This is a genomic window from Streptococcus suis (genome assembly GCF_002964575.1).
Taxonomy (GTDB): domain Bacteria; phylum Bacillota; class Bacilli; order Lactobacillales; family Streptococcaceae; genus Streptococcus; species Streptococcus suis_R.
The window spans coordinates 22,071-44,991 of sequence record NZ_POQQ01000056.1; the positions used below are offsets into that span (position 1 = coordinate 22,071).

The following is a 22,921-nucleotide window of genomic DNA, read 5'->3' on the forward strand; positions in this document are numbered from 1 at the left end:
ATGAATGTCTCTGAGAGGAAAATCCATCCCACGAAACAATAAAATTTCTTGCAGACGAGCCAAATTCTCCTGATTATAGTGGCGATAACCATTTTCAGCCACAAATGCTGGTTTGAGCAAACCAATCTGGTCATAGTGGTGCAAGGTCCTCACCGTCAATCCTGTCAACTGACTGACCTGCTTAACTGTCCAATTTTCGTTCATAGAAATCTCCTCTCTATACCCAGTATAAGGGATAACGTAAGGTGAGAGTCAAGGGAAAATTTAATTTTTTATCCCTTCTTTATAATTTCATTCATATAACCAGCGGTAATAATCCCTGCAGGTAGAGCAACAATCGCAATTCCAATTATTGAAGACAACATTGTAATGATTTTTCCTAGCATTGTTGTTGCAAATATGTCACCATAACCAACAGTAGTTAATGAAATTGTCGCCCAATAAATTGCATCAAAAAATGTTTCAAAAGTATCAGGCTCAACCGAAAAAATCAATAAAGCAGTAAAGAAAATATAACCAACAGCCAGGCTTGCTACTAGCAATAATGACTCTTTTTGATTTTGCAAAACGTTCATCAAAATCTGAATGTTTTTTGAATAGCGGATAACTTTGAAAACTCGAAGTACACGCCCCATCCGTACAATTTTCAATAATCGAAGACTGTTATTAAAGTATAAAAAAGTCGGTAAAATGGACAATAAGTCCACTATTGCTAATAGGCTAAATGGGTAGAACAGAAATGATAGTTTTCCTTTTTGCAATTTGAAGTCAGCTGTTAGCATTCTAAAAAGATAATCCAAGCAAAAAATAGCGGTCGAAATATAATCCATTAACAAATGAAAAGAATTCGTATGCTTAGACATCAAAGGAATCAAACTAACCACTATTGCAACTAACATTATTAAGTTATAGAAACGTGACAATAAACTATCGTTATCATTTTCTAGAATACAAAATAATTTTTCCCTCATCTCACTCCACCCTCACCGGCACGCGCCCGTAGGTCTGCTCTGCTATTGCGTCAGCACCCAACTGATAGACCGCGTCCGCCTGCTGGGTCAGGCTGTCCCAGGGCTCTTTGCCGATCCGCGTCACCAAGTCCACCCGCTCCTTGACTGTCTTGAGATAAGCCTGACCTCGATCTGAAAAGCCAAGCACATGGACCGCTTCTGGTAAGGGAGCTTCCACCGCATTGACCAGGATGTAGGTCAGTACCCGCCGCACGCGCGCCTTGGTGTAGCGTTTGGTCGCAACGGCATCCACTAACTCCTCCACGGTCGCTGCGCTCCCAATGGCAGAGCGGATACGACTGGCCAGCTCATCGTTGACCTGAAAGACCTGACTGAGATCTGGGTGGGTCGCAATCTGGTAGCGGAGCAGGGGAAAATAATTTCTCCAGCTTACCTTGGTCGCCTCTTCAAAAAGACTGGCAGACGGTAAAAAATCACGCACCAAGTCCAACTGGTCAGCACCCTTTCGGATAGCCGTCGCCGAGGCGTAGGTGGTTTCCACTTCTTCCGAGTGAAAACCAGCCCCCTGCCGCTGAACAGGACCGAGCTGAATACCTGTTCCAGCCACCGCCTTAGCGTAAGCCAATCCCAGAATATGATTGGGTGTATCACCTGTGAAGGTCAGACCTGCAAATTCCTGCCACATGGCCTGGGTCTTCTGTGGATAAGAGAGATTGTCTGGCAAGTTTTTCACAAAATTTTCCATCTCTTCCGACTTATCCACATAGATATCCGCAATTTTCTGGTAATCCAGCATTTCTTCCGTACCGAAAACCAGTTTTTCCACACCTAGCCTGTGTAAAATGCTGATGGCTCCCTTTGCAAAATGGTCAGCCGACTGGACCGACACTAAAAAGGGCATCTCGACAACAAGATCTGCCCCGTGTTCCAAAGCCATCTGAGCCCGTGTCCACTTATCCACAATGGCTGGCTCACCCCGTTGCATAAAATTGCCAGACATAACCACGATTTTCAAGCCTTCCGCCTGTTCCAACAGGTATTTATGTCCCGTGTGAAAGGGATTGTATTCTGCAATAATCCCTGAAATCATGCCTTGACCGCCTTGAAAAACCAGCGCTGGCTAGTTTCTGTCGGAGCTTGATCTTCAAAGTCTGCAAAGACTTCTACAGATGTAAAACCAGCTTGTTTCAAACATTCCACATAGGTTTCAATCGGATAGGTCCGCTCTTCATGAACTTCATCCCGACGGATAAATCGCTCCTCTTGACTGTCCTCATCTTTGACAAAGAAGGTCAATTCATGAACAATGGAATGCTCATGCTCCCCTTCATAGGTGTCCCAGACAAAGGCAAAATCCTCGTAGTTTTCATGGTAGCTATAGCCTGCAAACACTTCCTCCATTTGATAGATGGAGTGAACGTCAAAAAGGAAAGTACCACCTTGATTGAGAACTGAGTGAACTCCTTCAAAGACCCGCAAAACAGCTTCTTGGTCCGCCATATAGCACAGACTGTCCGAGTAACAGGTCACCGCATCGAAATCTCCAACACCTTCCAGAGCCATCATATCTGCTTGGGCCAGTTCCATCATGACACCAGCAGCTTCTGCTTTTTTCTGGGCCAATTCCAACATTTCATAGGACAGGTCAAGCCCTGTCACTTCAAAGCCCTTTTGAGCAAAACGTACAGCCTGAATCCCTGTCCCACAGGCCAATTCCAAAATTGTCTTGGTGTCTTGTGGCAAGTTCCGCAAGCTAAAATCTGTCCATTTATCATACAAGCTGTCATCCATGATTTCATCATAGACCGCCGCAAAGGTTTCATAAGTTGCCATATTTTTCCTTTCATAAAAAGCAGCCAATCGACTGCTTCATTAACTCACACTGTGTTCAAGAAGTCATAGTTTTGAGTTGTTGACAAACTCTTTTTGCCAGTCGAGTTCTCTCAACTCTCACTACTCCTCTTCTAAAAAGTCTGCGACTTCCAGGAAGCTGCCTTCGTGCCATAATTTTTCAAGGTTGTAGAGGTCACGCATTTCTTCTGAGAAGATATGAACGACTACGCCTCCAAGGTCCAAAAGGACCCAGCCACCGTTACTATCGCCTTCTACACGGCTACCCTTGATCCCAACTTCCGCTACCTTTTCACGGATGTTTTCCGCAATAGCCTCCAACTGACGACTGTTCATGGAACTGGCAATCACAAAGTAGTCTGTCAGGCTGGTCACACCTTGAACATCAATTACAACAAGGTCCTCAGCTCGCTTGTCATCAGCAGCCTGGACCACAACTTTTACTAAATCTAGTTCTTTCATCTTATCCTCTAATTATATTTTCTAATGTATCCACCTGGGCAAAATTCCATGACCAGATAGTTTCATACTGACCAATCAAGTCGTTTGCTGGAAGATCTGCTGTATAGGGAGTAGTGGTTCCATCTTTGATGACCGCTACGGTGTAGCCCAATTCAAAGGCCACCTTGATAGTTGTATCAATACAGAAATTGGTCGACATCCCCATGACAATCAATCGCTCAATCCCTTGCTCTTCAAGATAGGCTTGCAAGTTCGTATCCTTGAAGGCAGAACTGTACCTCTTGTCAACAATCTTCTCGTCAACCAAAGGAGCCACTGCTGGATGGATGTCCCAACCATGACTGCCTGTGGCAAATTCCTCGTCATTTTGACGGACATAGATAAGCTCTATCCCCGCTTGACGAGCTTTTGTGATGCTATCTTGCCAGAGGGCTAATCGCTCTTCAATGGCATAAGGTTTTTCCTCCACTAGGAGGTTTTGAATGTCAACGACTAACAATGCAGATTTCAAAACTTGACCCCAGGCGTTTCCAAACGGAACACCAATTCCCTTTCTTCTTCAAGATCTAAGACAAAACCATTTTTCTCCAAGAGTCTTGCCATCTTTTGGTTGCCCTTGACATAAGAGACAATCAAATGATTACAGACAGGGTGCTTCTGAGCCAGTTGAATAACAGCTTCCAAAGCTGCCTGTCCATAGCCTTTCCCCTGAAATTCTTGACCAATCATAAACCGCCAGAGCATATATTGTTGGATGTCCTCATCAATGTCAATCAAAGCAAAGCCAACAACCTGCTCATCTGCCCAGATGGCATAGGGAAAGACATCGCCGTTATTTCTATATAACCAGGCATCTGCCAAGGAACGCACGTTGGGAGCCACGAAGCCCTTATCTGCCTCAGCTACTGTCAAGTCCAAGACAGCTTGATAGGAACTTTCATCCACAGGTTTTAATGCAATCATTCTTGCTCCTTCAACAAAGCAACATATCCATTATAGGTTTCCAAAGTTTGTGGATAAATGGGAATCCCCTTCTTGGCCAAGTAAGAAATGGTTTGAGCAGTTTCATAGGCTACCGCCTTGTCCAAGGACTCTTTTGCAATCCGTCGCGCCTCATCCACCCCAGGAAAATCCCGATTGGGTTCGATGTAGTCCGCCACATAGAGCACCTTGTCCAGCAAGGTCATCTGCCCAGCACCAACGGTGTGTCGTTGAATGGCTTGGAAAATCTCCTCATCTTTCAAGCCAAAATCTTCTGCAATTTTATAGGCCCCAACCACACCGTGCCAGATGTTATTATCCCAGTTAAGCAGGTCCTTGTCCAAATTATACTTGGCAATCAAATCCAGAAAGACTTGGTCTTCCACTTCTTTGGCATAATCATGCAAAAGCGCTGCCAGACTGGCTTTTTTCGGATCACAGCCGTATTGGTCTGCCAAGGCAAGCGCCGCCTGCTCCACACCCAAGACATGTTGGAAGCGCGCTGGCTTCATGGCTACACGGATTTTTTCCAAAAGAGCCTGACGGTCAAATGTCAAATCTGCTGCAATCATTGGTAGAGTCCCTTTTCTTCGATATAGTCCAGAACTTCATGAGGCACCATAAAATTCGGCACCCGTCCTTGCTTGATAAAGCTTCGTACCATGCTGGAGGAAATGTCCATCAAGGGCACATCTACCCAGATAACAGGATAGGAAGTCCCTGCCTTGTAACGAGGACGCTGGACACCAACAAACTGCACCATCTGGACCAATTCATCAATCCTGTGCCATTTTGGGAGATAGTCTACCATATCTGCACCGATGATAAAATAATAATCCGTATCAGGATTTTTTTCCTTCAGCAATTTCATGGTGTCGTAGGTATAGCTGACACCACGGCGTTCCAGTTCAATGGTTTCAATCCCCAAGCCTTCAATACCTGCAATAGCCATCTTGAGCATGGAATAGCGATGGTATTCATCAATTGTTTCTTTTTTATCCACATGGGGCGGAATGAATTCTGGCATGAGCAAGACCTCATCCAACTTCAACTGTTGACGGACCTGGTCTGCCACAATCAAATGAGCATTGTGGACAGGATTGAAATTCCCTCCCAGAATCCCCACTTGTTTGCGATTGGTTTCTTTCTTTTCAACCTCTAATTCAACCTTGGTAAAGGGTGTTAAGAGTTCAATAGCCATAGGCTCTCCTTCTTAGATTTCTTTGACCTGTTTGGAAATTTTACGGTTCTCTTTCTTGCTAGATTGTTTGAATAAAATCAAGATGCGACCGATTTTTTGGACCGTATCCACACCGATTTCTTCTTCCAAGATTTCAGCTACTTCGTGGATGTTTTCATCCGTATTTTGTAGCAAGGTCACCTTGATCAATTCACGCGCGTCCAACGCCTGACGAACACTGGTTTTAATCTGGTCATTGAGACCATTTTTCCCAATCTGAATGATGGGTTTGAGACTGTGTGCCTGACTGTTCAAAAAGGCACGTTGTTTTGAAGTTAATGACATCTATTTTTCCTATGTTTCTATATTTATCGTCATTTAGTTTATCTTTTATTACGTCGACGAATGAGGAAACTTTGTTTCCTTATTTCCAACTTCAAACAGTCTGGGGGACTGTTTCAAGTCAATGCCTAGAAACAAGAAAGCATTGAGTTATGCCTGCGGCTCGTTGCCTAGTACTAAAAGTAAACTAAAAGACTATATTGGCTAACAAATGTAACCAGGACTCACATCTAAATAATCGCCTTGCGGATCACCACATCCACACCCTTAGGTGCCCAGGCAGCAATCTTGGCCTTTTCATTGACCCGAATCCAACCAAGACCTGAGAAGACCACATCCGTCTTCTCGTTGATGGTAAATTCATGACGGACCAATTCAGGAAATTCTTTCAATTCCTTGCTGGTTGGCGGCACTAAAAGTGAGCCCGCATGTTTCTGGTAAAATTCACTAGCTCCCTGCAGTTTGGTACGGTGGAGCTGCAATTCATTGTCAAAGAAGGCCGTAAAGCCTTGGCGTTCACCAGCCACAAAGTCAAATCGTCCCAGACCAGCCAAGAACAAGGTTTGTTCTGGATTGAGCTGGTAGGTCTTTGGCTTGATTTCCTTGCGAGGACTGATGTACTTGAGGTTTTTAGCCGTCAAGTAATGAGCCATCTGGTGACGATGGATAATTCCTGGCGTGTCATAGATGTAGGAACCATCATCCAGAGGAATTTCAATCTTATCTAGCGTCGTTCCAGGGAAACGTGAAGTCGTAATGACATCCTTGTCCCCTGTGATTTCTTGAATAATAGCATTAATCAAGGTTGACTTGCCGACATTGGTCACGCCGACCACGTAGACATCTCGTCCCTTGCGGTGCTGTTCAATCTTCTCAATCAAATCTTTGATGGCCTGCTTGTTTTGGGCTGAAGTCAAGACCACATCAACTGGTCGCATGCCGATTTCATGCGCCCGCTCGGTCAACCACTGAGTGACCTTGCCTGTCTTGACAGACTTGGGTAAAATATCCTGCTTGTTGCCGACCAAAAGCACGTCATTTCCTGAAATAAAGCGAGGCAAGCCTGGAATGACCGAACCATTGAAGTCAAAAATATCAATGACATTGACCACCAAGGCATCGCTTTCTCCTACGCTATGGAGAAGTTTCAAGAAATCATCGTCTGAGATATTGACATCTGAAATCTCATTGTAATGGCGCAAACGGAAACAACGTTGGCAGTAGAGTTGCCCGGTTTCCAGGCCTTTTTCTAGGGCTGATTGAGGTGTAAATCCAGCGACAGCCTTGTCTTGCGTCTGAATCTGGGCACCACAGCCGATACAAAATAATTCTTCCACTTACATCTCCCTCTTGTAGTCTATCGCCCCATATTTGGCGATGATTTTTTTCATGGTCCGCCGCTCACGCCAACGGTTAATCTGCGTATTGATAGAGTCCGTCTGAATCAAGGGTTTGACCAGTACAGACTTAAGCCCAGCTCGCTTAGCAGCCCGAATGTCTGTCATCAACTGATCCCCAATCATAACCACCTCATGTGGCTGAACATCAAAGCGTTTTAAGGCGCGGTTAATCCCAAAGGTGAAAGGCTTGAGCGCAAAGGCTTCAAATTCAATCCCAAAAGGTGCAACTGCACGTTTAACCCGCTCGTATTTGTTGTTGGAAACCACCACAACGGGAATGCCTGCGGCCTGTAAATCCTGTAACCACTGGCGCATCTCTGGCGTACCATCGGGATTATTCCAAGCAATTAAGGTATTGTCCAAATCGACAAAGACCACCTTGATACCCTGTTTTTTCAAACTGTCAACTGTCACATCATAGGCCTTTTCCAAGGCAAAATCTGGCATATAATTTTCTAACGTCACGGACTTCTCCAAAGAATTTTATCAGATAATTATACCATTTTTCTAGGAAAAAGGCGAATAGATAGCCAAAAGGAAAACACCCGGTGGAACCGAGTGCCTATTCTACGAACCTATTTGCTTTCTAAAATCCAATCCTTAGGAATGAAAATCATATGGGTCAACAACCAATCAATATCCAGCGAGTATTTTGAAAAGGCAAATCCAATTTCCTCAACACCAGAATCATCCTCATCCATGCCTAAAATCGTCGTCGCATGGCCATAGTCTGCATGACTATCATCAAAGAGGCGCCAAGTTAGAGCCTTGTAAACCAATTTTTTGGCATCATAAAGCGTATAAGCCTCTCGATATTCTGAAAAGGCCAGACAGTCCTTGCCTTTTGGCTCGACACCCTTGATTTGAGCAATAGCAATAAGACTATCATAGTTGTGATAACGGAGGGAGCTACTCAAGGATTGAGCCAAACTGTCTGCATAATCCAGGGCTAAATCACTGACCTCCACAGCTACAGTTCCCAACTGTTCCCGCAATGGATTGAGCAAGTTCGCAGCAAAGCGAGCTAACTCTTCACGGATTTCTTGTGGCAAATTCTCAATATCTTCCAGAATAACTTCCCTATCTTGCTCAGACCCCTTGTAGACATTGATGTCTAGCCCCTGCTCACCCAGTTTTTCCAGTTCCGAATCAAAACCTGTTTTCCCAGCTTGAACATATTGAGCGAGAGTTTCATAGTAACCTTCTGGCAAGATGATCCGCTCTAGGTTGTCAGCTCTTTCAATGATTGTCATGTTTTTCTTCCCCCGTATGTTTGATATTCTTATTGTAACAAGATTAGGAAAAAATGTAAACCTTTTCAACTTTTGTTACATATTTACACCATGTATATGAATACAAGTAATTCATCGCTACCAAAACAAACGGGTCCCATGCACCTGGTCAACCGGTAATTTTTCCAGTAATTCAGGCACATTGTCCACCGTCAAGCCACCACCAATTAAGATTTCTATCTTACCTTGGGCATAGGAAACAAGCTCCTGCAACCAATCGACATTATTCAAGGCTGACCCCGTCAAACTGCCTCTTGTCAAAATCCGTGTCACTCCATGGGCTGCCAGCCAATCAATAGCCTCAAATTGACGTTGGCGAGGGATTTGATCAAAAGCCATGTGAAAAACAATTTGGCAACCCTGCGACACAGCAAACAAGCGTTCCAAAGCAACTTGATCCAGCCAATTATCCTCTGTTAAAACACCAAATACTAAGCCATCTGAGCCTAGTTCTTTGGCAACCTTACAATCTTCCACCATCATCTCAATCTCTGCCTCATCGTAGCAAAAATCACCACCACGAGGGCGAATCATGGTCATGACAGTCGCATCGTTTTCATGAGCTAGTCGAACAACATAGTTAATCACTCCATAGCTCGGAGTCGTTCCCCCAACTGCTAAATTATCACAAAGTTCTATCCGTTGGGCACCCATTGAGATAGCTTTTGCAAGATCTACATGGTTTTCCGAACAAAATTCTTTTATCATTCCAATTTCCTCTTATATTTTTTACTTTAGTATACCAAAAAAGAGTATATTAACCAATACTCTTTTCGGTAATCAAAAAATCCTTTAGCGAAATCAGCAGAACTGCTAGTAGAATACAAACCATGCCGACTAAATCCATGCTCGTAAAGACCTCATTAACCAACCACACTGCAAAAATAATGGAAGCAACAGGTTCAATAGAAGCTAGCAAGCTGGCATTGACAGGGCCGACCATGGTAACCCCTTTGAGAAAGACTGTATAGGCAAAGATGGTCCCGACACCAACAATCCCCACTAAGCCAAACATACTTCCACTATCTAATTGAAGGGGTTCTTGCCAGGTCTGTAAACCAAAAGTAACCATCAGCCCTCCCATCAACATCCCCAGACCAATGACCGACAAACTACCATACTGGTCAATAACTTGGGCAGGTAGGATAATATAGAGAGCATAGGTCAGGGCTGAGAAAAGTCCCCATGCTAAACCAAGCGGGGTAATCGCTAGTTCCGTCAACTGTCCATGGGTTGCAATAAAAAAGGTTCCTACAATTGCCAAGACAATCGAAATCACTTCAACCCCTGTCGGTCTTTGCCTATCTTTCAAGCAGGTATAGGCTAGCACTAAGATAGGACAGAGGTATTGAAGAACTGTTGCCGTTGCCGCATTTGTATAAGCAATGGCTTGTAAATAGGCCAGCTGATTGAGGGCTAGGCCAAACAAGGCAAAAAGAGATACAGCTAGCACGGCGCGTCCATTTTTCAAGAGTGCCAGCAAATTTCTCCTAGCTGTCACAGCACACAGACCGAGCAAAACAAGACCTGAAACCATCAGGCGCATGGAGGTAATCAACTGTACAGACATGCCTCGTCCAATTAAATACTGTCCACTCACCCCTGACAAGCCCCAGGCAATCCCTGCTATTAAGGTTATCAAGGTTCCCCATCTTTTTTCTGTCATCCTAACTCCTTCATCTCGTGTCAATAGTCCCATTATACCAAAAAGAGTAGGACACCGTCCCACTCTTTGCTGTCATTATTTTTTGAGGCCCACAAACTCTACGAATCGCATAAAGGCCGCCTGACCTTCTGAAGTGCGTTTGTAGACACCTGCATCCTCTAGGACACGGGCGAAAATTTGTCCGACAGATGCTCGAATGATTTCTTCAGCCCTTTCTTCTGTCACATCTGGATGTTCCGCTTTTAACCTATCCGCCCAAGGTTGATGATAGGCTGCCACCTGACTAGCTTGACCCAGTAAGTATTTCTTGACTTCAGCTAATTCCGCCTTCAAACGTGGAGGCAAAATCGCCAAGCCCATGACCTCAATCAAGCCGATATTTTCTTTCTTAATGTGCTGTACATCTGGATGTGGATGATAGATGCCATCCGGAAACTCTTCTGAAGTCTGATTGTCGCGGAGAACCAAATCCAGCTCGTACATATCTCCTCGTTTCCGAGCAATCGGAGTGATGGTATGATGGGGCGTTCCATCCGTTTCAGACTTAATCTGAACGGAATCATCTGAGTAGCTCCGCCATTTTTCCAAAATCTTAGCCGCCAGGCTCAATAGCACTGGCTTATCTGCCGAGCTCAAACGAATAACCGACATGGGCCACTTGACAATGCCAGCAGATACGGACTCAAAGCCCTCAAAGACCAGTTGGCGTTCTATCGCTGCCTTTTCCATGGCAAAACTGTGCCGCCCACCCTGATAGTGATTATGGGTCAAGATGGAGCCACCCGAGATGGGGAGGTCTGAGTTGGATCCGACAAAATAATCTGGAAAGATGTCCAGCAAGTCCAAGAGCTGTTCAAAGGTTTGGGGACTGATAACCATTGGAACATGCTCTTGGTTCAAGAAAATAGCATGTTCATTGTAGTAGGCATAAGGCGAATACTGGAAGCCCCACTTTTCCTTGCCAAGATCTAAGCGAATAATGCGGTGGTTGGCGCGTGCTGGATGGTTAATCCGACCTTGATAGCCCTCGTTTTCCATACAAAGCAGGCACTGAGGGTAATTAGAAGCTTCTGCTAAACGGGCTGCCGCAATAGCCTTTGGATCCTTCTCTGGTTTGGACAGATTGATGGTAATTTCTAGGTTGCCATAGTCTGTCGGTGTTTGATAATAGATATTTTTGGCAACAGCAGCCACCTTGATGTAGTCATTGCGCTTACTCAAGGCATAAAAATTTGCCACAGCTTGTTCAGGATTTTCCTGATAGGTCTGCCAAAAATCACGATTGACCTGACTAGGACTTGGCGTGATTAAATCCATCAAACAAGCCCCAACCATGTCCTGTTCTTCCAGCAATTCACCCACAAAACCAGTTCGAACCCCGTGAGCCAATAGTTCTTCCTTAAGTTCAATCAAGTCTGTTAGCTCTGTTTGGACAGTCAAAACTTGGTCCCCAACCAAGGCTAAAACCCGATTGCGCAGGTAAAGGGCATCCATTCCTTCAAAATCACTGTTGGCAATAACCTGCTCAACAAAACGCTCCACCAATCCAGCCATCATTTCTCCAATCTATTTTCGAGATAAAACGCGAGAGCCTCCAGCAATCTCCGCTACATAGAAGCTTGGCTCATAGCCAACCACTTCAGTATAGGTCTTGCCGACATTTTCCGTGAAGGCTTCAACCTTATCCTTGTGGACAATGGCAATACCACAGCCGCCGAAACCAGCTCCTGTCATCCGAGCACCAAGAACTCCTTCCTGCTCCCATGCGGTATGGGCCAAGGTATCCAATTCCAAACCTGTCACTTCATAATCATGCTCCAGAGAAACATGGGAAGCATTGACCAAGCGGCCAAAGGTTGCCAAATCTCCTTCTTCCAAGGCCTTACGAGCCTGTAAGGTCCGTTGGTTTTCCAAGACAGCATGGCGGGCACGCTTGATGCGGTTTACATCTTTGATTAAGTAACTATATTGGTCAAAAGTCCACTCATCCAACTCTCCCAGAGTTTGAATAGTCAAGACTGCATTCAATTCTTCTACAGCTTTTTCACATTCTGCACGGCGCTCGTTGTACTTAGAATCGGCCAATTCACGACGTTTATTAGTATTCATGATGACGATCACATGGTCACCCAAGTCCAACGGCACCAATTCATACTCAAGTGTATTGGTATCTAGGTAAATGGCACGCTGGTCTGCTCCCATACCGATCGCAAACTGGTCCATGATTCCAGAATTGACACCGATAAAATGATTTTCCGTTTGTTTACCAATTTTCACCAAATCAAGTCGAGTTAGCTCAAGTCCATACAGTTCTTCTGCGATAATGCCAATCAAAAGTTCCAAGGAAGCTGATGATGACAAGCCTGAACCGTTTGGAATATTTCCGTAAACAAAGACTTCCATCCCTGTATCAATGGTATGCCCTGCTTCTTGCAAGAATTTAAGAACACCCTTGGCATAGTTGGTCCAGTTGTCCGCCTTGTCGAAGACTAAGTTGTTCAAATCTACCTCAATCACACCAACTTCTTCAAAGTTAGCAGAATAGAAACGTAGTAGCTGGTCATCACGTTTGCGAGCAGCACCGTAAGTCCCTAAGGTAATGGCTGCTGGAAAGACATGACCACCATTATAGTCTGTATGCTCACCAATCAGGTTAATCCGACCTGGTGAGAAGAAAGTCGCATCCGCCTCTTGACCAAACACATCGAGAAAGGCTTGCTTGAGTTGTTCTGTGTTCATAGGAACCTCCTTGATTTTGTAATCGTTTTCTTTTATTGTACAACACCAAAAAACAAAAGTCAATAAATTTACTAAAGTTTTACTAATTTTATTTTTTATGCTATACTAGATACAAATAGATAGGAGAATACCATGGTTACCATTAAAGACATCGCTGAAAAGGCTCAATTATCATCTGCCACCATTTCCCGCGTACTCAAGAACGACCTGACCCTATCCGTCAGCCAAGAAACCCGCGACCGCATTTTCAACTTGGCACAGGAATTGGGCTACACCAAGCACATCAAAAAACAAGCACCTCAACAAAAAGGCACCATCGGCATTGTCCAATGGTACACTGAAAGCGAAGAGCTAGCCGACCTCTACTATTATTCCATCCGTGCCAGCATCGAACAGACCGCCAGCTTACTCGGCTACCAAATCGTCCGCTCCTTCAACGACCTGACCAATCCCCTCCTCCAAGAAGTTGATGGCATCATCGCAGTTGGTAAATTTTCTTCTGGGCAAATAGCAGAGCTAGCCAACTTATCACCCAAGCTGATTTTTGTGGATTCTGATACACTGACCGAGGGATTTTCCTGCATCACGACTGACTTTGAACACTCTGTACAGACAGTTATTAACCACTTCCATTCACAAGGTCTGACAGACATTGGTCTCCTAGTTGGACAGGAAGAAACCACAGACGGCCACCAACTGCCAACAGACCCCCGCCTGACTGCCTTTCGTGACTACCTGAACACCTTGGGTATTCTCCAAGAAAGCTATATCTACCAAGGAAAATTCTCCACCCAGTCGGGCTATGAGCTGATGAGCCAGGCTATCGAAGACCTAGGCGACAAGCTACCGTCAGCTTTCTTCATGGCCAATGATACCCTGGCGGTCGGTGCCCTTCGAGCCCTACAGGAACGCCAAATTGCCGTGCCAGAAAGAGTTCAACTCATCACCTTTAACGATACAGCCATCACCCGCCAGGTCTATCCTGCCCTATCTTCTATCAGCGTCTTCACTGAAGAAATGGGCCAGGAAGCCATGCAACTGCTGGACCGTGTGATTGCTAGTCCGCACCCCCACCATCCCCGTAAGATTAAACTAGGTACCCAGCTGGTTATACGGGAGAGTTCTTATTAATAAGGTATAAGAAAATCTTCCTACTTTGAGTAAGAAGATTTTTTGCTTAACGATAATGGTGGTGATGTTGATGCTGGTGTTGGTGGTGGTAATGATGATTGTGAACAACATTAACTTTCAAATTTTTTAAGTAAGATGCTGCCTCAGCAGTATTGATACGAATGGATTCTAATTTAGAGATTTGTATAGTTTGAAGATGGTTATTGTAGCGAAGATACTCAGCCATTTTCTCACTAATGTGATTTTGTTCTTTCTGCAACCTTAGCATTTCTTGTTGATACGCAATTTGAGATTCCTTATACTTCGTATCATCATATAAGTTGACCAACTCTTTTATGCTACTAGCCTTAAAGTTTTCTAGAGAAGCGATAAAAAAGTCCACTGCATCGATGAAATAATAATCTTTAGGAAACCAGCCGTTACCATAGGCATAAAGTCCCTCAGCCGTTTTATTCATTTCATTTATTATATGTTCTTTTTCCTTTTGGACATCCCTATAATGATAGATTTGTCGTTGATATTCCTTAACTGACAAACCTGCTGCCTCTATTCGCTTACAATTTTCTTTGTCAATTTGATAGTTTATAATTTCCAACCATTTAGGATAGAAACGTTTCCCTAAATACCAGATCAAGAATATCAGTCCAATACCTGGAATGAACGATATCATATTAAAACTTAGTAAAGATATTATGACTATTTGAAGCAATAACAAGGGTTTATTTAACACTATGCACAGAGAGATAATTATCCCTAAGTCTATCCCTATCCCTTTAGTCCTATACATTTTCTTCTGCAGTAAGAAAACAAGTATTGCACTTGCTACCAAAGACCAGATAAATTCAAGAAAGTCCCCACCACCAAAAATAATCAAATATGTGAACATAATGCCATTTGCCAGTGTACCAATAAAAGCAGCATATGAAAACCATTTTATTAGTCGTTCCGAAAACGTACCGTCTTTATCTCCTAAAAAATTTGCTAATTCTCTCTGAACGCCCACTGCTTTTCTTCTAGAATCTTCAATCTTATTCAATTCCATTTTTTTATCAAAGATGTAAGATACACCTTGTAATATTAATTTTAGTTTATTTATTAATTGAGAATTATCGTCGCTTTGCACCCCACTCATTTTTATACTCTCCTGTAATTAAAACGGATATTTTGACTGCTCTTTCAATTATTTATAACTCTTATCTTTTCTTTCTGTGTTTCAAGAAAAATAGAGAACCTAACATTACAAATCCTAATGCACCCAAAACTGAATAGGTTTCCCCGGTCATTGGCAAAACGCCAAATAATTTCTTCGGTTCTTGTTTTTTTGCAGTTGATTTTTCTTCGGAAGAAGTTGTCTTTGTTTCGGAACTGGACGTTGAAGTAGATGAAGCTGCAGTTTCCGAACTTGAACTTGTTGAAGACGAAGCAGTTGTTTCTTCCTCTTTTACAACAAAATTAGGGTTGGTAAAGGAAGCAAGTACACTTGGATTAGAATAGTCTTCTGCACCAATTGTTACTTTCCAACTAACATTCTTCAATGTTTGTCCTTCTATTATAATACCAAATTCAGTTTTTACATTTGATTCAGATAGCCACCCAATACCATTTAGACCAAAAAGTCCATGATTCACAGTATCGCTGGTAATCACAAATCCATTTTCTGATACCTTTCTCAAGGTCGTCATATTCCCAATCAAATCTCCATCAGAGTAAACAGCAGCATATGAACCGTCGCCAGAAATAATTAGGGAAGAAGGACGCCCTGGTTTAGTACCATTCGGTGTTTCAACCGTAGTCCAAGTACCTACAAGTTCACTTGGAAAAGAAATTTCTTGACCAATTGCAGCATCTCTCATAGCCTTTGGCAATAGTGAAGCTTGCTGAGCTTGAACTGCTTGTTCGGAAGAACCTGCAGAAATAGGGGTTGCCAAGGGTTTATAATCTAAAAGCGACAAATCAACTTCTGTCTTACCAGAAACATCAATCGCACCTTCTGCACTACCAACTTTATAATTTGCTTCTTGAAGCAAAATCACTTCTCCATTGGTCTCGGATAATTGATATAGCTTAGCATTTATCTCACCCGAACCCCGAGAAATACCAACTATTTGAATAGTCCCGTCATCAAATACCTGAAAATTATCACCACCTGCAGGTCCAAAAATCTTACCAATTAACAGTGTAGGGGTTTGCTGGTTGGCATAGTAAAGTGCGACTGGGTTCATGGAACCATTTTCTGCTTTTTCACCAATAACTAACTCCTCTTGACCATTTTTATCTATATCAAAAAGAGCATAATGGAATTCTTTTGAACCAACTGAGTTAATCGCATAACTTTCGTTAGGAACTGTACTCAAGGTCGATTGATACACTAAACTATCAGCTTGAACAGGTTGAGTTGTGGCCAAACCAAGAACAGCCAGTGACAAAATAGATAATTTAAAATGATTCTTTTTCATAAATTTAATATCCATATTTTCTGTACATTATATAATTATCGATTTGCTTCTGCTTTTATTACTAAGTATATATGAAGCAGTAACTCCAAGTCCGTTACTTTTTAACTAAAACGATTTCGTTATCGCCATCGCTCTCAGCAATCCGCAAGATATTTCCCTCTTTTTCAAATATCATTTCAACAGGCTCAGCATCTTCAGAAGAGTATAGGTCTAATGTTTTGCTAGAAGGATTGATATTTTTGATGATTGCCTCCTTCGACTTATCGCCATCAGTCATAATTAAATCCGCTGTTTCACCATGAATGACAACTGTCATGGAAATACCATCGTATTCACCATAATAATTTCCATCTAGATCGCTTCTAAGAAGTGTCTTACCTGAAAATAAGGCAATGACCACTACTATACCAACTGTTAATAACTGTTGTTGCTTATTCAAGCTCAGAAACCAATTTTTGATTGATTGCCATAATGTTTTAAGTTTGTCCATTTTAACCCCTTTCATTTTTTCTGAACAAAATTAGTTTAGCAAAAAATGACTTCCTTTTTTAAAAATCGAACCCATAGGTTCAATGTTTTGAAAACACCTCAAAAATCAAGTTACTTTTTTTTTTTTGCAACTATAGGTCATATTCTATAGCTTTTTATCATTATTTTCGATATAATTAACCAAAATAGAAAGGTCAGGTTACTATGACAAATCTTTATCCATTTGGTCAAACTTTCAAGCAACTCCGGGAAATGAGAGGACTTAGCCTGAAAGAAGTTGCTTCGAATGTCGTTACTCCACAATTTTTAAGTCGTTTTGAAAAGGGAGAAAAAGGTATTTCTCTTGAAAACTTCAGTCGATTGTTGATTGTGCTTGGGCTAGAATGGAAAGATTTTGCTACTGCATACGCCAATAACGGAGGAGACTGTATCGAGTTTCCTGCTTTTGAATTTGCAAAACATGTCAAAAATGAAGAAGACATGATTCAGTACCTACCTGAGTATGAAAAATTATTCGAAAGTTATTTAAAAGATAGCCCTATCCAAGCAGAAATGTTACTAAAGGCCATCAAACTTCGTCACTATCCTGCAATAGATAAATCAGACCAAACAATCTCTAAAATTCAGAATATTATTGATTATTTGATGAACCTCGAAACCTATAGTAGTGCTGAATTAGAAATATATTGTATCATTGCCAGTCATTGTCCTCTTGAATTTCTCGAACACATGACAAAACAATTATTATTCATGTACAAACAAAGTGCAGATACAGACACCTATATCCGTATCCTGAATGGACTAACCTATACAGCAAACTACTATTCAAAATTAGGATACTACTCAAAGGCCAACAATATTATCCAAGCAGTAAAAAAACAACAAACTTATGAACGCGGCTATTTATCAACCCCTCTTATGTTTTTAGAAACCGTGCATGTCTACAATCAATTCCGCTGGAATAAGTTAGAGGCTATCGAACTTGCTAGAAACCTATTAAAGTATATGGAAAGTGCCAAATTTATTGACGAAAATTACTACTCCAACTCCATTAAAGCTTTTCTGTATCAATGCCACAAATTAAACAAAACAGGTAAGGACCTTTTTTAAAGATAGTACAAAAAACCGAGAGTTCACAACGAATTCTCGGTTTTCTTATGTTTATCCAATACTCAATGAAAATCAAAATCAAACTAGGCGACGAAGATGAAGATAGAACTGAAGTTCATCAAATCAAGTCAACAACGTTTGAGTTTGATTTTCGAAGAGTATTAATCCAACAACTTAGCCAGTTCCTGAGCCAAGAGTTGTTGTGCAACTTGTGGGTTGGCTTGTCCCTTGGTTGCTTTCATCAAGAAGCCTGTAAAGGCCTTATCAGCATTGCGTTTGCCAGACTTGAAGTCGGCTACGGCTGCTTCATTATCCGCAAAGACTTGGTGGATAATCGGAATGAGAACAGCAGGGTCTGAAATTTGTACCAAGCCAGCTTTCTCAACGTAAGACTTAGCAGAGCCGCCTTCTTTGGCCAGGTGAACAAAGACTTTCTTGGCAATCTTAGATGAAATAGTACCATCTGCAATCAAGGCAATCATCTCCACCAAGTTTTCAGGTGTTAAAGAGATTTGCTCAATAGTCTTACCTTCAGCATTGAGGAACTGAGCCACCTCACCCTGCAACCAGTTAGATACTTGTTTAGCATCGCCACCTGCTACCACTGCTGCTTCAAAGAAGTCAGACAGAGCTTTGGTAGACGTCAACTGACTAGCATCGTAGGCGGTCAAGCCCAAGTTTTCCACATAGTGAGCACGGCGAGCCTTTGGAAAGACTGGCAATTCTGCGCGCACTTCCTCAATCCAGCTATCATCAATCTCATAGAGTGGCAGGTCTGGCTCAGGGAAGTAACGATAGTCTGCTGAACCCTCCTTGACACGCATGAGAATGGTTTCACCAGTAGATTCATCGTAACGGCGAGTTTCCTGCTGGATTTGACCACCAGAACGCAAGATTTTCGCCTGACGTTCTACTTCGTGCTGCAAACCCTTGCGCACATAGTTGAAGGAGTTGAGGTTTTTCAACTCAGTCTTGGTACCAAATTTCTCCTGACCATAGGGACGAAGGGAGATATTGGCATCCACGCGCATAGACCCCTCTTCCATCTTGACATCTGAAATGCCAGTGTACTGAATAATTTCTTTAAGGGCTGTCAAGTAGGCATAGGCTTCCTCAGGCGAGCGCATATCCGCTTCTGATACAATCTCAATCAATGGCACGCCCTGACGATTGAGGTCCACATAAGAATAGCCGTCTGTCCCGTGGGTATTCTTACCAGCATCCTCTTCCAAGTGGGCACGCTCGATACGGATTTTCTTGGTTGAACCATCTTCTAGCTCAATCTCAATCCAACCATTGTAGCCGATTGGCTCGTCAAACTGGGAAATTTGATAGGCTTTCGGGTTATCAGGATAGAAATAGTTCTTCCGGTCAAAGTGCATTTCCTTGTGAATGTCCATGTTCAAAGCCAAGGCAGCCTTGATACCCGCATCCACAACACCCTTGTTAAGAACAGGAAGGACACCAGGGAAAGACCAGTCAATCACGTTGGTATTAGCATTTGGATCCTCACCAAAATGAGCAGATGAAGGTGAGAAAATTTTCGAGTTGGTATTCAACTCCACATGGACTTCTAGACCAATAATCGTTTCAAAGTTCATTAGTTAGCACCTCCAAAAATCACTGGTTGTTGCTTGTGGTAGTCTGTTGTCGCTTCAAAGGCAGCAGCCACTTGGTAAATGGTCTCTTCTGAGTATTTTGGACCAATCAACTGCAAACCAACTGGCAAGCCTTCCACAAAACCTGCAGGAATAGAAAGACCAGGAAGACCTGCCAAGTTTACAGGAATGGTTAACAAGTCCGCCAAGTACATAGCCACAGGGTCATGGTTGAGCGTGTCCAAACCAAAAGCAACCGTCGGAGCTGTCGGCCCCAAAATCAAATCATAGTTGGCAAAGACTTTTTCAAAATCCTGGATAATCAAGGTCCGCACCTGACCAGCCTTCTTGAAGTAGGCATCGTAGTAACCAGATGACAAGCTAAATGTACCTAACATAATACGACGTTTGACTTCCTCACCAAAACCTTGGCTACGGGTTTTCACGTAAATCTCATCCAAGTTTGTCGCATCTTCTGCACGGAAACCATAACGGATACCGTCAAAACGTTGCAAGTTAGAAGAAGCCTCTGACGAAGCAATGATGTAGTAAACGGCAACCCCATACTTAGAATGTGGCAGGCTAACTTCCTCGATAATCGCTCCCAGGCTTTCCAAGTGCTTAGCCGCCTTGAGAATGGTTTCCTTGACCTGTGGATCAATCCCTTCACCCATGTATTCTTTTGGCAGAGCAATCTTCATCCCCTTGATGTCCTGACCAATCTTGCTAGTGAAGTCAGCAATTTCATTGAGCGTTGATGTTGCATCCTTGACATCATGACCAGAGATGACATTGAGCAACTGGGCATTTTCCTTAACCGTCTGTGAAAACGGACCAATCTGGTCAAGAGATGAACCAAAGGCAATCAAACCAAAACGGGATACCGTTCCATAGGTCGGTTTCATACCAACGATACCATTAAAGGCTGCTGGTTGACGAATGGAACCACCTGTGTCAGAACCGAGTGACAAACGGACCTGACCCGCAGCAACCGCAGCTGCCGAACCACCTGAAGAACCACCAGGGACTTTTGTCTGGTCCCAAGCATTTTTCGTTGGTTTGAAGGCAGAGTTCTCATTCGAACCACCCATGGCAAACTCGTCCATGTTGGTCTTACCAACAACAATCATATCCTTTGCATAGGCCTGAGCAACCGATGTCGCATCAAAAATTGGCTCGTAATTGTAGAGCATTTTTGAGGCTGCTGTGGTCAAAATTCCCTTGGTTGAGATATTGTCCTTGACTGCCAAAGGAATCCCTGCCATAACATTGTCCGCATCAATCCCTTTTTCATCAAGGACCGCAGCCTGTGCCAAGGCCGCATCTTCTGTGATAGTCAAGAAAGCATCCACCGCTCCCTCACGGCTCTTGATGTCTTCCAAGGTTGCCTTGGTCAATTCAACCGCAGAAATCTCCTTTTTGACAAGGAGGTCATGCAATTCATCAATGGTTTTATTGTTAAACGTCATTAGGCATCTCCTCCCCCGTCTAAAATAGCTGGCACCTTGATAAAGTTATCTTGTGATTCAGGCACATTTTTAAAGAGTTCCTCACGGCTCTCACCTTTTTGGGCAATATCTGCTCGCAAGACATTCTTACGGTCAGCCATAGTGGTCGTTACCGCAACACCTGTCGTATCTACTTCATTGAGCAATTCAACCATATCAACAATCTTGCTCAAACTTGTCGCAAATTCCGCTGTTTCTTGGTCCGAAAACTCCAGCTTAGACAGCTTGGCAACGTGACGGACTTCAGCTTCAGAAATCTTCATTCTTACTTTCCTCCTAATGGAAATCTATTTTCTCATTATACCATATTTCCAGCCCCAGACAAAGGTAGAAATAACCTTAGATGGAAGCTTTTCCAGCAAAAAACCAGTCTAACGACTGGTTCCTAAACCCTAATCTACAATCGTCGCACCTAGCACATGTCGCAAATGATTGAGTGCAAACTGGTGACTCTCCTCCGTCAATGCGGCAATGGCAGAGGCAACAACCTCAATCCGATAGCCTTTGTTGTAGGCATCGATTGCAGTATGAAGAACACAAATATCCGACAGGACACCTGTCAAGACGACCGTATCAACCCGACGTTCTCTCAAGCGAACATCCAAGTCCGTTCCAGAAAAGGCCGAATAATGCCGTTTGTCCATCCAACGCACACGCGCATGGTTCTTGTTTTCTTGATAAAACTCCGCCAAGGGACCATACAAATCCCGACCACTTGTACCTATGATATTATGTGGCGGAAAGAGCTTGCTTTCAGGGTGCAAGTCATCCCCCTCTTCATGGCCATCAATGGCAAAGACGATATAGTCCCCATTTTCAAAGGCTTCTTTGGTCACTTGAGCAATTCGCTCAGCAATAGCCTGGGCAGGTTTCCCTGCTGTTAATTTGCCATGGTCTGCCACAAAATCCACCGTATAATCAATCGAAATCAATGCTTTGGTCATCTTAGTAATCACGCTTCTTAATTTCATCAAAAATAGCTGGAATAAGGACCTTCAAATAGGTTCCTTTCATACCAAGCGAACGGCTTTCAATAATCCCTGCACTTTCCAGCTTACGAAGGGCATTGACAATGACCGAGCGGGTAATGCCGATACGGTCAGCAATAACAGAAGCCGTCAACTGACCTTCATTGCCATTTAACTCGCCCAGAATTGCCGCAACAGCCTTCATTTCAGAGTAGGAAAGGGTGTTAACTGCCATATTGACCGCTGCACGGCGACGAATATTCTTCTCATCTTCTTCCCGCTGGAAGTTGAGCAACTGGATACCTACCACCGTCGAGGCAATTTCAACCAGAATCAAGTCATCTTCATGGAATTGTTCCTCGTTACGCCAGATAATCAAGCTACCAAAACGAATCCCCGTCACATGAATAGGCGCAATAGTGGTCAAACCATTTGGATAGGTCGCACGAGATTCCACAGGAATAGCAGTCAATTCACTCTCCACAGGCAAATTAACCTGAGTATCATAAACTTGGGCAACAGCTTTTACATAGTCTTCCGGAAACTGTTTATTTTGGAAAAATTCCTCCACACGATCATTATTGGTCTTGTAGTTCATGTGGTAACCCAAAACCTCTCCCTCACTATTGATAATGCAAGAGTTACAATCGATAATAGCCGACAAATGCTCCGCAATGGCATTATAAGGCAATTCTTCTGCCAGTTGCTCTTCGGAACGCTTCAAAATGGAAGTAATATCCCGAGTTTTTTCTAATAATGTTGTCATATGTTCCTCTT

Annotated in this window: 26 protein-coding genes and 1 pseudogene; 2 read left to right on the forward strand and 25 right to left on the reverse strand. The window is 43.1% G+C overall.

Annotated elements, in window-relative coordinates:
- Positions 1 to 3: 3 nt before the first annotated feature.
- The 17 genes and pseudogenes from C1E58_RS07590 to C1E58_RS07675 all read right to left on the reverse strand — a co-directional run.
- Positions 4 to 204: pseudogene (locus C1E58_RS07590) on the reverse strand (MerR family transcriptional regulator); the annotation flags it as partial.
- A 68-nt stretch (positions 205 to 272) separates the two neighbouring features.
- On the reverse strand, positions 273 to 971 hold the full coding sequence (locus C1E58_RS07595; RefSeq protein ID WP_105209935.1) for an ion transporter: 699 nt from the start codon (positions 969 to 971) through the stop codon (positions 273 to 275).
- A 1-nt stretch (position 972) separates the two neighbouring features.
- The gene (locus C1E58_RS07600) at positions 973 to 2,061 is read right to left on the reverse strand and encodes a nucleotidyltransferase (protein ID WP_105209936.1); all 1,089 of its coding nucleotides are present in this window, start codon (positions 2,059 to 2,061) and stop codon (positions 973 to 975) included.
- Positions 2,058 to 2,804: a class I SAM-dependent DNA methyltransferase gene (locus C1E58_RS07605; RefSeq protein WP_105209937.1), complete on the reverse strand. Its 747-nt coding sequence runs from the start codon at positions 2,802 to 2,804 to the stop codon at positions 2,058 to 2,060. The genes C1E58_RS07600 and C1E58_RS07605 overlap by 4 nt, the downstream gene beginning before the upstream one ends.
- A 120-nt stretch (positions 2,805 to 2,924) precedes the next feature.
- The gene (rsfS, locus tag C1E58_RS07610) at positions 2,925 to 3,284 is read right to left on the reverse strand and encodes a ribosome silencing factor (RefSeq protein WP_029177784.1); all 360 of its coding nucleotides are present in this window, start codon (positions 3,282 to 3,284) and stop codon (positions 2,925 to 2,927) included.
- Position 3,285: 1 nt separating this feature from the next.
- Positions 3,286 to 3,795, reverse strand: coding sequence for a cysteine hydrolase family protein (locus C1E58_RS07615; protein ID WP_105114902.1), 510 nt, complete (start codon positions 3,793 to 3,795; stop codon positions 3,286 to 3,288).
- A complete protein-coding gene (locus tag C1E58_RS07620; RefSeq protein ID WP_105114901.1) occupies positions 3,792 to 4,247 on the reverse strand; it encodes a GNAT family N-acetyltransferase in 456 nt (151 codons plus the stop codon). The genes C1E58_RS07615 and C1E58_RS07620 overlap by 4 nt, the downstream gene beginning before the upstream one ends.
- Entirely contained in the window at positions 4,244 to 4,837 is a 594-nt protein-coding gene (yqeK, locus tag C1E58_RS07625) for a bis(5'-nucleosyl)-tetraphosphatase (symmetrical) YqeK (protein ID WP_105114900.1), read from the reverse strand. The genes C1E58_RS07620 and yqeK overlap by 4 nt, the downstream gene beginning before the upstream one ends.
- On the reverse strand, positions 4,834 to 5,466 hold the full coding sequence (locus tag C1E58_RS07630) for a nicotinate-nucleotide adenylyltransferase (RefSeq protein ID WP_105209938.1): 633 nt from the start codon (positions 5,464 to 5,466) through the stop codon (positions 4,834 to 4,836). The genes yqeK and C1E58_RS07630 overlap by 4 nt, the downstream gene beginning before the upstream one ends.
- A gap of 12 nt (positions 5,467 to 5,478) precedes the next feature.
- Complete coding sequence (gene yhbY, locus C1E58_RS07635; RefSeq protein WP_004195298.1) at positions 5,479 to 5,790, reverse strand: ribosome assembly RNA-binding protein YhbY; 312 nt, start codon at positions 5,788 to 5,790, stop codon at positions 5,479 to 5,481.
- Positions 5,791 to 6,017: 227 nt separating this feature from the next.
- Positions 6,018 to 7,124, reverse strand: a complete 1,107-nt coding sequence (gene yqeH, locus C1E58_RS07645; protein ID WP_053867172.1) for a ribosome biogenesis GTPase YqeH — start codon at positions 7,122 to 7,124, stop codon at positions 6,018 to 6,020.
- Positions 7,125 to 7,652, reverse strand: coding sequence for a YqeG family HAD IIIA-type phosphatase (locus C1E58_RS07650; RefSeq protein WP_105118579.1), 528 nt, complete (start codon positions 7,650 to 7,652; stop codon positions 7,125 to 7,127).
- Positions 7,653 to 7,762: 110 nt separating this feature from the next.
- On the reverse strand, positions 7,763 to 8,440 hold the full coding sequence (locus C1E58_RS07655; protein WP_105209939.1) for an SEC10/PgrA surface exclusion domain-containing protein: 678 nt from the start codon (positions 8,438 to 8,440) through the stop codon (positions 7,763 to 7,765).
- Positions 8,441 to 8,557: 117 nt separating this feature from the next.
- Complete coding sequence (locus C1E58_RS07660) at positions 8,558 to 9,187, reverse strand: copper homeostasis protein CutC (RefSeq protein WP_105209940.1); 630 nt, start codon at positions 9,185 to 9,187, stop codon at positions 8,558 to 8,560.
- Positions 9,188 to 9,236: 49 nt separating this feature from the next.
- Positions 9,237 to 10,145 (reverse strand): DMT family transporter, encoded by a 909-nt coding sequence (locus C1E58_RS07665; RefSeq protein WP_105118582.1) that lies wholly within the window; start codon positions 10,143 to 10,145, stop codon positions 9,237 to 9,239.
- A gap of 75 nt (positions 10,146 to 10,220) precedes the next feature.
- On the reverse strand, positions 10,221 to 11,702 hold the full coding sequence (gene galT / locus C1E58_RS07670; protein WP_105209941.1) for a UDP-glucose--hexose-1-phosphate uridylyltransferase: 1,482 nt from the start codon (positions 11,700 to 11,702) through the stop codon (positions 10,221 to 10,223).
- A 9-nt stretch (positions 11,703 to 11,711) separates the two neighbouring features.
- Positions 11,712 to 12,884, reverse strand: coding sequence for a galactokinase (locus tag C1E58_RS07675; protein ID WP_105209942.1), 1,173 nt, complete (start codon positions 12,882 to 12,884; stop codon positions 11,712 to 11,714).
- A 132-nt stretch (positions 12,885 to 13,016) separates the two neighbouring features.
- Here C1E58_RS07675 and C1E58_RS07680 point away from each other — a divergent pair, with 132 nt between their 5' ends.
- On the forward strand, positions 13,017 to 14,015 hold the full coding sequence (locus C1E58_RS07680; protein ID WP_105209943.1) for a LacI family DNA-binding transcriptional regulator: 999 nt from the start codon (positions 13,017 to 13,019) through the stop codon (positions 14,013 to 14,015).
- A gap of 46 nt (positions 14,016 to 14,061) precedes the next feature.
- Here C1E58_RS07680 and C1E58_RS07685 read toward each other — a convergent pair whose 3' ends face one another.
- The 3 genes from C1E58_RS07685 to C1E58_RS07695 form a co-directional block, all read right to left on the reverse strand.
- Positions 14,062 to 15,147, reverse strand: coding sequence for a hypothetical protein (locus C1E58_RS07685; RefSeq protein ID WP_105209944.1), 1,086 nt, complete (start codon positions 15,145 to 15,147; stop codon positions 14,062 to 14,064).
- A gap of 61 nt (positions 15,148 to 15,208) precedes the next feature.
- Complete coding sequence (locus C1E58_RS07690; RefSeq protein WP_105209945.1) at positions 15,209 to 16,486, reverse strand: LPXTG cell wall anchor domain-containing protein; 1,278 nt, start codon at positions 16,484 to 16,486, stop codon at positions 15,209 to 15,211.
- A gap of 79 nt (positions 16,487 to 16,565) precedes the next feature.
- The gene (locus C1E58_RS07695; protein ID WP_153055828.1) at positions 16,566 to 16,961 is read right to left on the reverse strand and encodes a hypothetical protein; all 396 of its coding nucleotides are present in this window, start codon (positions 16,959 to 16,961) and stop codon (positions 16,566 to 16,568) included.
- Between the two features lie 203 nt (positions 16,962 to 17,164).
- Between C1E58_RS07695 and C1E58_RS07700 the strand changes: the two genes are divergently transcribed.
- The gene (locus tag C1E58_RS07700) at positions 17,165 to 18,070 is read left to right on the forward strand and encodes a helix-turn-helix domain-containing protein (protein ID WP_105209947.1); all 906 of its coding nucleotides are present in this window, start codon (positions 17,165 to 17,167) and stop codon (positions 18,068 to 18,070) included.
- Between the two features lie 161 nt (positions 18,071 to 18,231).
- On the opposite strand, the gene gatB is transcribed toward C1E58_RS07700, so the two are convergent.
- The 5 genes from gatB to codY all read right to left on the reverse strand — a co-directional run bounded on the left by gatB (position 18,232) and on the right by codY (position 22,910).
- Positions 18,232 to 19,671, reverse strand: a complete 1,440-nt coding sequence (gene gatB, locus C1E58_RS07710) for an Asp-tRNA(Asn)/Glu-tRNA(Gln) amidotransferase subunit GatB (RefSeq protein WP_105209948.1) — start codon at positions 19,669 to 19,671, stop codon at positions 18,232 to 18,234.
- Positions 19,671 to 21,137, reverse strand: coding sequence for an Asp-tRNA(Asn)/Glu-tRNA(Gln) amidotransferase subunit GatA (gene gatA / locus C1E58_RS07715; RefSeq protein ID WP_105209949.1), 1,467 nt, complete (start codon positions 21,135 to 21,137; stop codon positions 19,671 to 19,673). Before gatA ends, gatB begins: the two co-directional genes overlap by 1 nt.
- Entirely contained in the window at positions 21,137 to 21,439 is a 303-nt protein-coding gene (gatC, locus tag C1E58_RS07720) for an Asp-tRNA(Asn)/Glu-tRNA(Gln) amidotransferase subunit GatC (RefSeq protein WP_011921930.1), read from the reverse strand. The genes gatA and gatC overlap by 1 nt, the downstream gene beginning before the upstream one ends.
- Positions 21,440 to 21,568: 129 nt before the next feature.
- Positions 21,569 to 22,120, reverse strand: a complete 552-nt coding sequence (locus C1E58_RS07725; protein WP_105209950.1) for a cysteine hydrolase family protein — start codon at positions 22,118 to 22,120, stop codon at positions 21,569 to 21,571.
- A 1-nt stretch (position 22,121) separates the two neighbouring features.
- Positions 22,122 to 22,910, reverse strand: coding sequence for a GTP-sensing pleiotropic transcriptional regulator CodY (codY, locus tag C1E58_RS07730; RefSeq protein WP_105114888.1), 789 nt, complete (start codon positions 22,908 to 22,910; stop codon positions 22,122 to 22,124).
- Positions 22,911 to 22,921: the final 11 nt, after the last annotated feature.

Coding starts and splice junctions, on each gene's coding strand:
- C1E58_RS07725 (WP_105209950.1), bottom strand. CDS start 22,120: ATGACCAAAGCATTGATTTCGATTGATTATACGGTGGATTTTGTGGCA.
- yqeK (WP_105114900.1), bottom strand. CDS start 4,837: ATGATTGCAGCAGATTTGACATTTGACCGTCAGGCTCTTTTGGAAAAA.
- C1E58_RS07655 (WP_105209939.1), bottom strand. CDS start 8,440: ATGACAATCATTGAAAGAGCTGACAACCTAGAGCGGATCATCTTGCCA.
- gatB (WP_105209948.1), bottom strand. CDS start 19,671: ATGAACTTTGAAACGATTATTGGTCTAGAAGTCCATGTGGAGTTGAAT.
- yhbY (WP_004195298.1), bottom strand. CDS start 5,790: ATGTCATTAACTTCAAAACAACGTGCCTTTTTGAACAGTCAGGCACAC.
- C1E58_RS07675 (WP_105209942.1), bottom strand. CDS start 12,884: ATGAACACAGAACAACTCAAGCAAGCCTTTCTCGATGTGTTTGGTCAA.
- C1E58_RS07595 (WP_105209935.1), bottom strand. CDS start 971: ATGAGGGAAAAATTATTTTGTATTCTAGAAAATGATAACGATAGTTTA.
- C1E58_RS07690 (WP_105209945.1), bottom strand. CDS start 16,486: ATGGATATTAAATTTATGAAAAAGAATCATTTTAAATTATCTATTTTG.
- C1E58_RS07660 (WP_105209940.1), bottom strand. CDS start 9,187: ATGATAAAAGAATTTTGTTCGGAAAACCATGTAGATCTTGCAAAAGCT.
- gatC (WP_011921930.1), bottom strand. CDS start 21,439: ATGAAGATTTCTGAAGCTGAAGTCCGTCACGTTGCCAAGCTGTCTAAG.
- C1E58_RS07620 (WP_105114901.1), bottom strand. CDS start 4,247: ATGATTGCATTAAAACCTGTGGATGAAAGTTCCTATCAAGCTGTCTTG.
- gatA (WP_105209949.1), bottom strand. CDS start 21,137: ATGACGTTTAACAATAAAACCATTGATGAATTGCATGACCTCCTTGTC.
- C1E58_RS07700 (WP_105209947.1), top strand. CDS start 17,165: ATGACAAATCTTTATCCATTTGGTCAAACTTTCAAGCAACTCCGGGAA.
- C1E58_RS07695 (WP_153055828.1), bottom strand. CDS start 16,961: ATGGACAAACTTAAAACATTATGGCAATCAATCAAAAATTGGTTTCTG.
- codY (WP_105114888.1), bottom strand. CDS start 22,910: ATGACAACATTATTAGAAAAAACTCGGGATATTACTTCCATTTTGAAG.
- C1E58_RS07680 (WP_105209943.1), top strand. CDS start 13,017: ATGGTTACCATTAAAGACATCGCTGAAAAGGCTCAATTATCATCTGCC.
- C1E58_RS07665 (WP_105118582.1), bottom strand. CDS start 10,145: ATGACAGAAAAAAGATGGGGAACCTTGATAACCTTAATAGCAGGGATT.
- C1E58_RS07630 (WP_105209938.1), bottom strand. CDS start 5,466: ATGGCTATTGAACTCTTAACACCCTTTACCAAGGTTGAATTAGAGGTT.
- C1E58_RS07600 (WP_105209936.1), bottom strand. CDS start 2,061: ATGATTTCAGGGATTATTGCAGAATACAATCCCTTTCACACGGGACAT.
- galT (WP_105209941.1), bottom strand. CDS start 11,702: ATGATGGCTGGATTGGTGGAGCGTTTTGTTGAGCAGGTTATTGCCAAC.
- rsfS (WP_029177784.1), bottom strand. CDS start 3,284: ATGAAAGAACTAGATTTAGTAAAAGTTGTGGTCCAGGCTGCTGATGAC.
- C1E58_RS07605 (WP_105209937.1), bottom strand. CDS start 2,804: ATGGCAACTTATGAAACCTTTGCGGCGGTCTATGATGAAATCATGGAT.
- C1E58_RS07685 (WP_105209944.1), bottom strand. CDS start 15,147: ATGAGTGGGGTGCAAAGCGACGATAATTCTCAATTAATAAATAAACTA.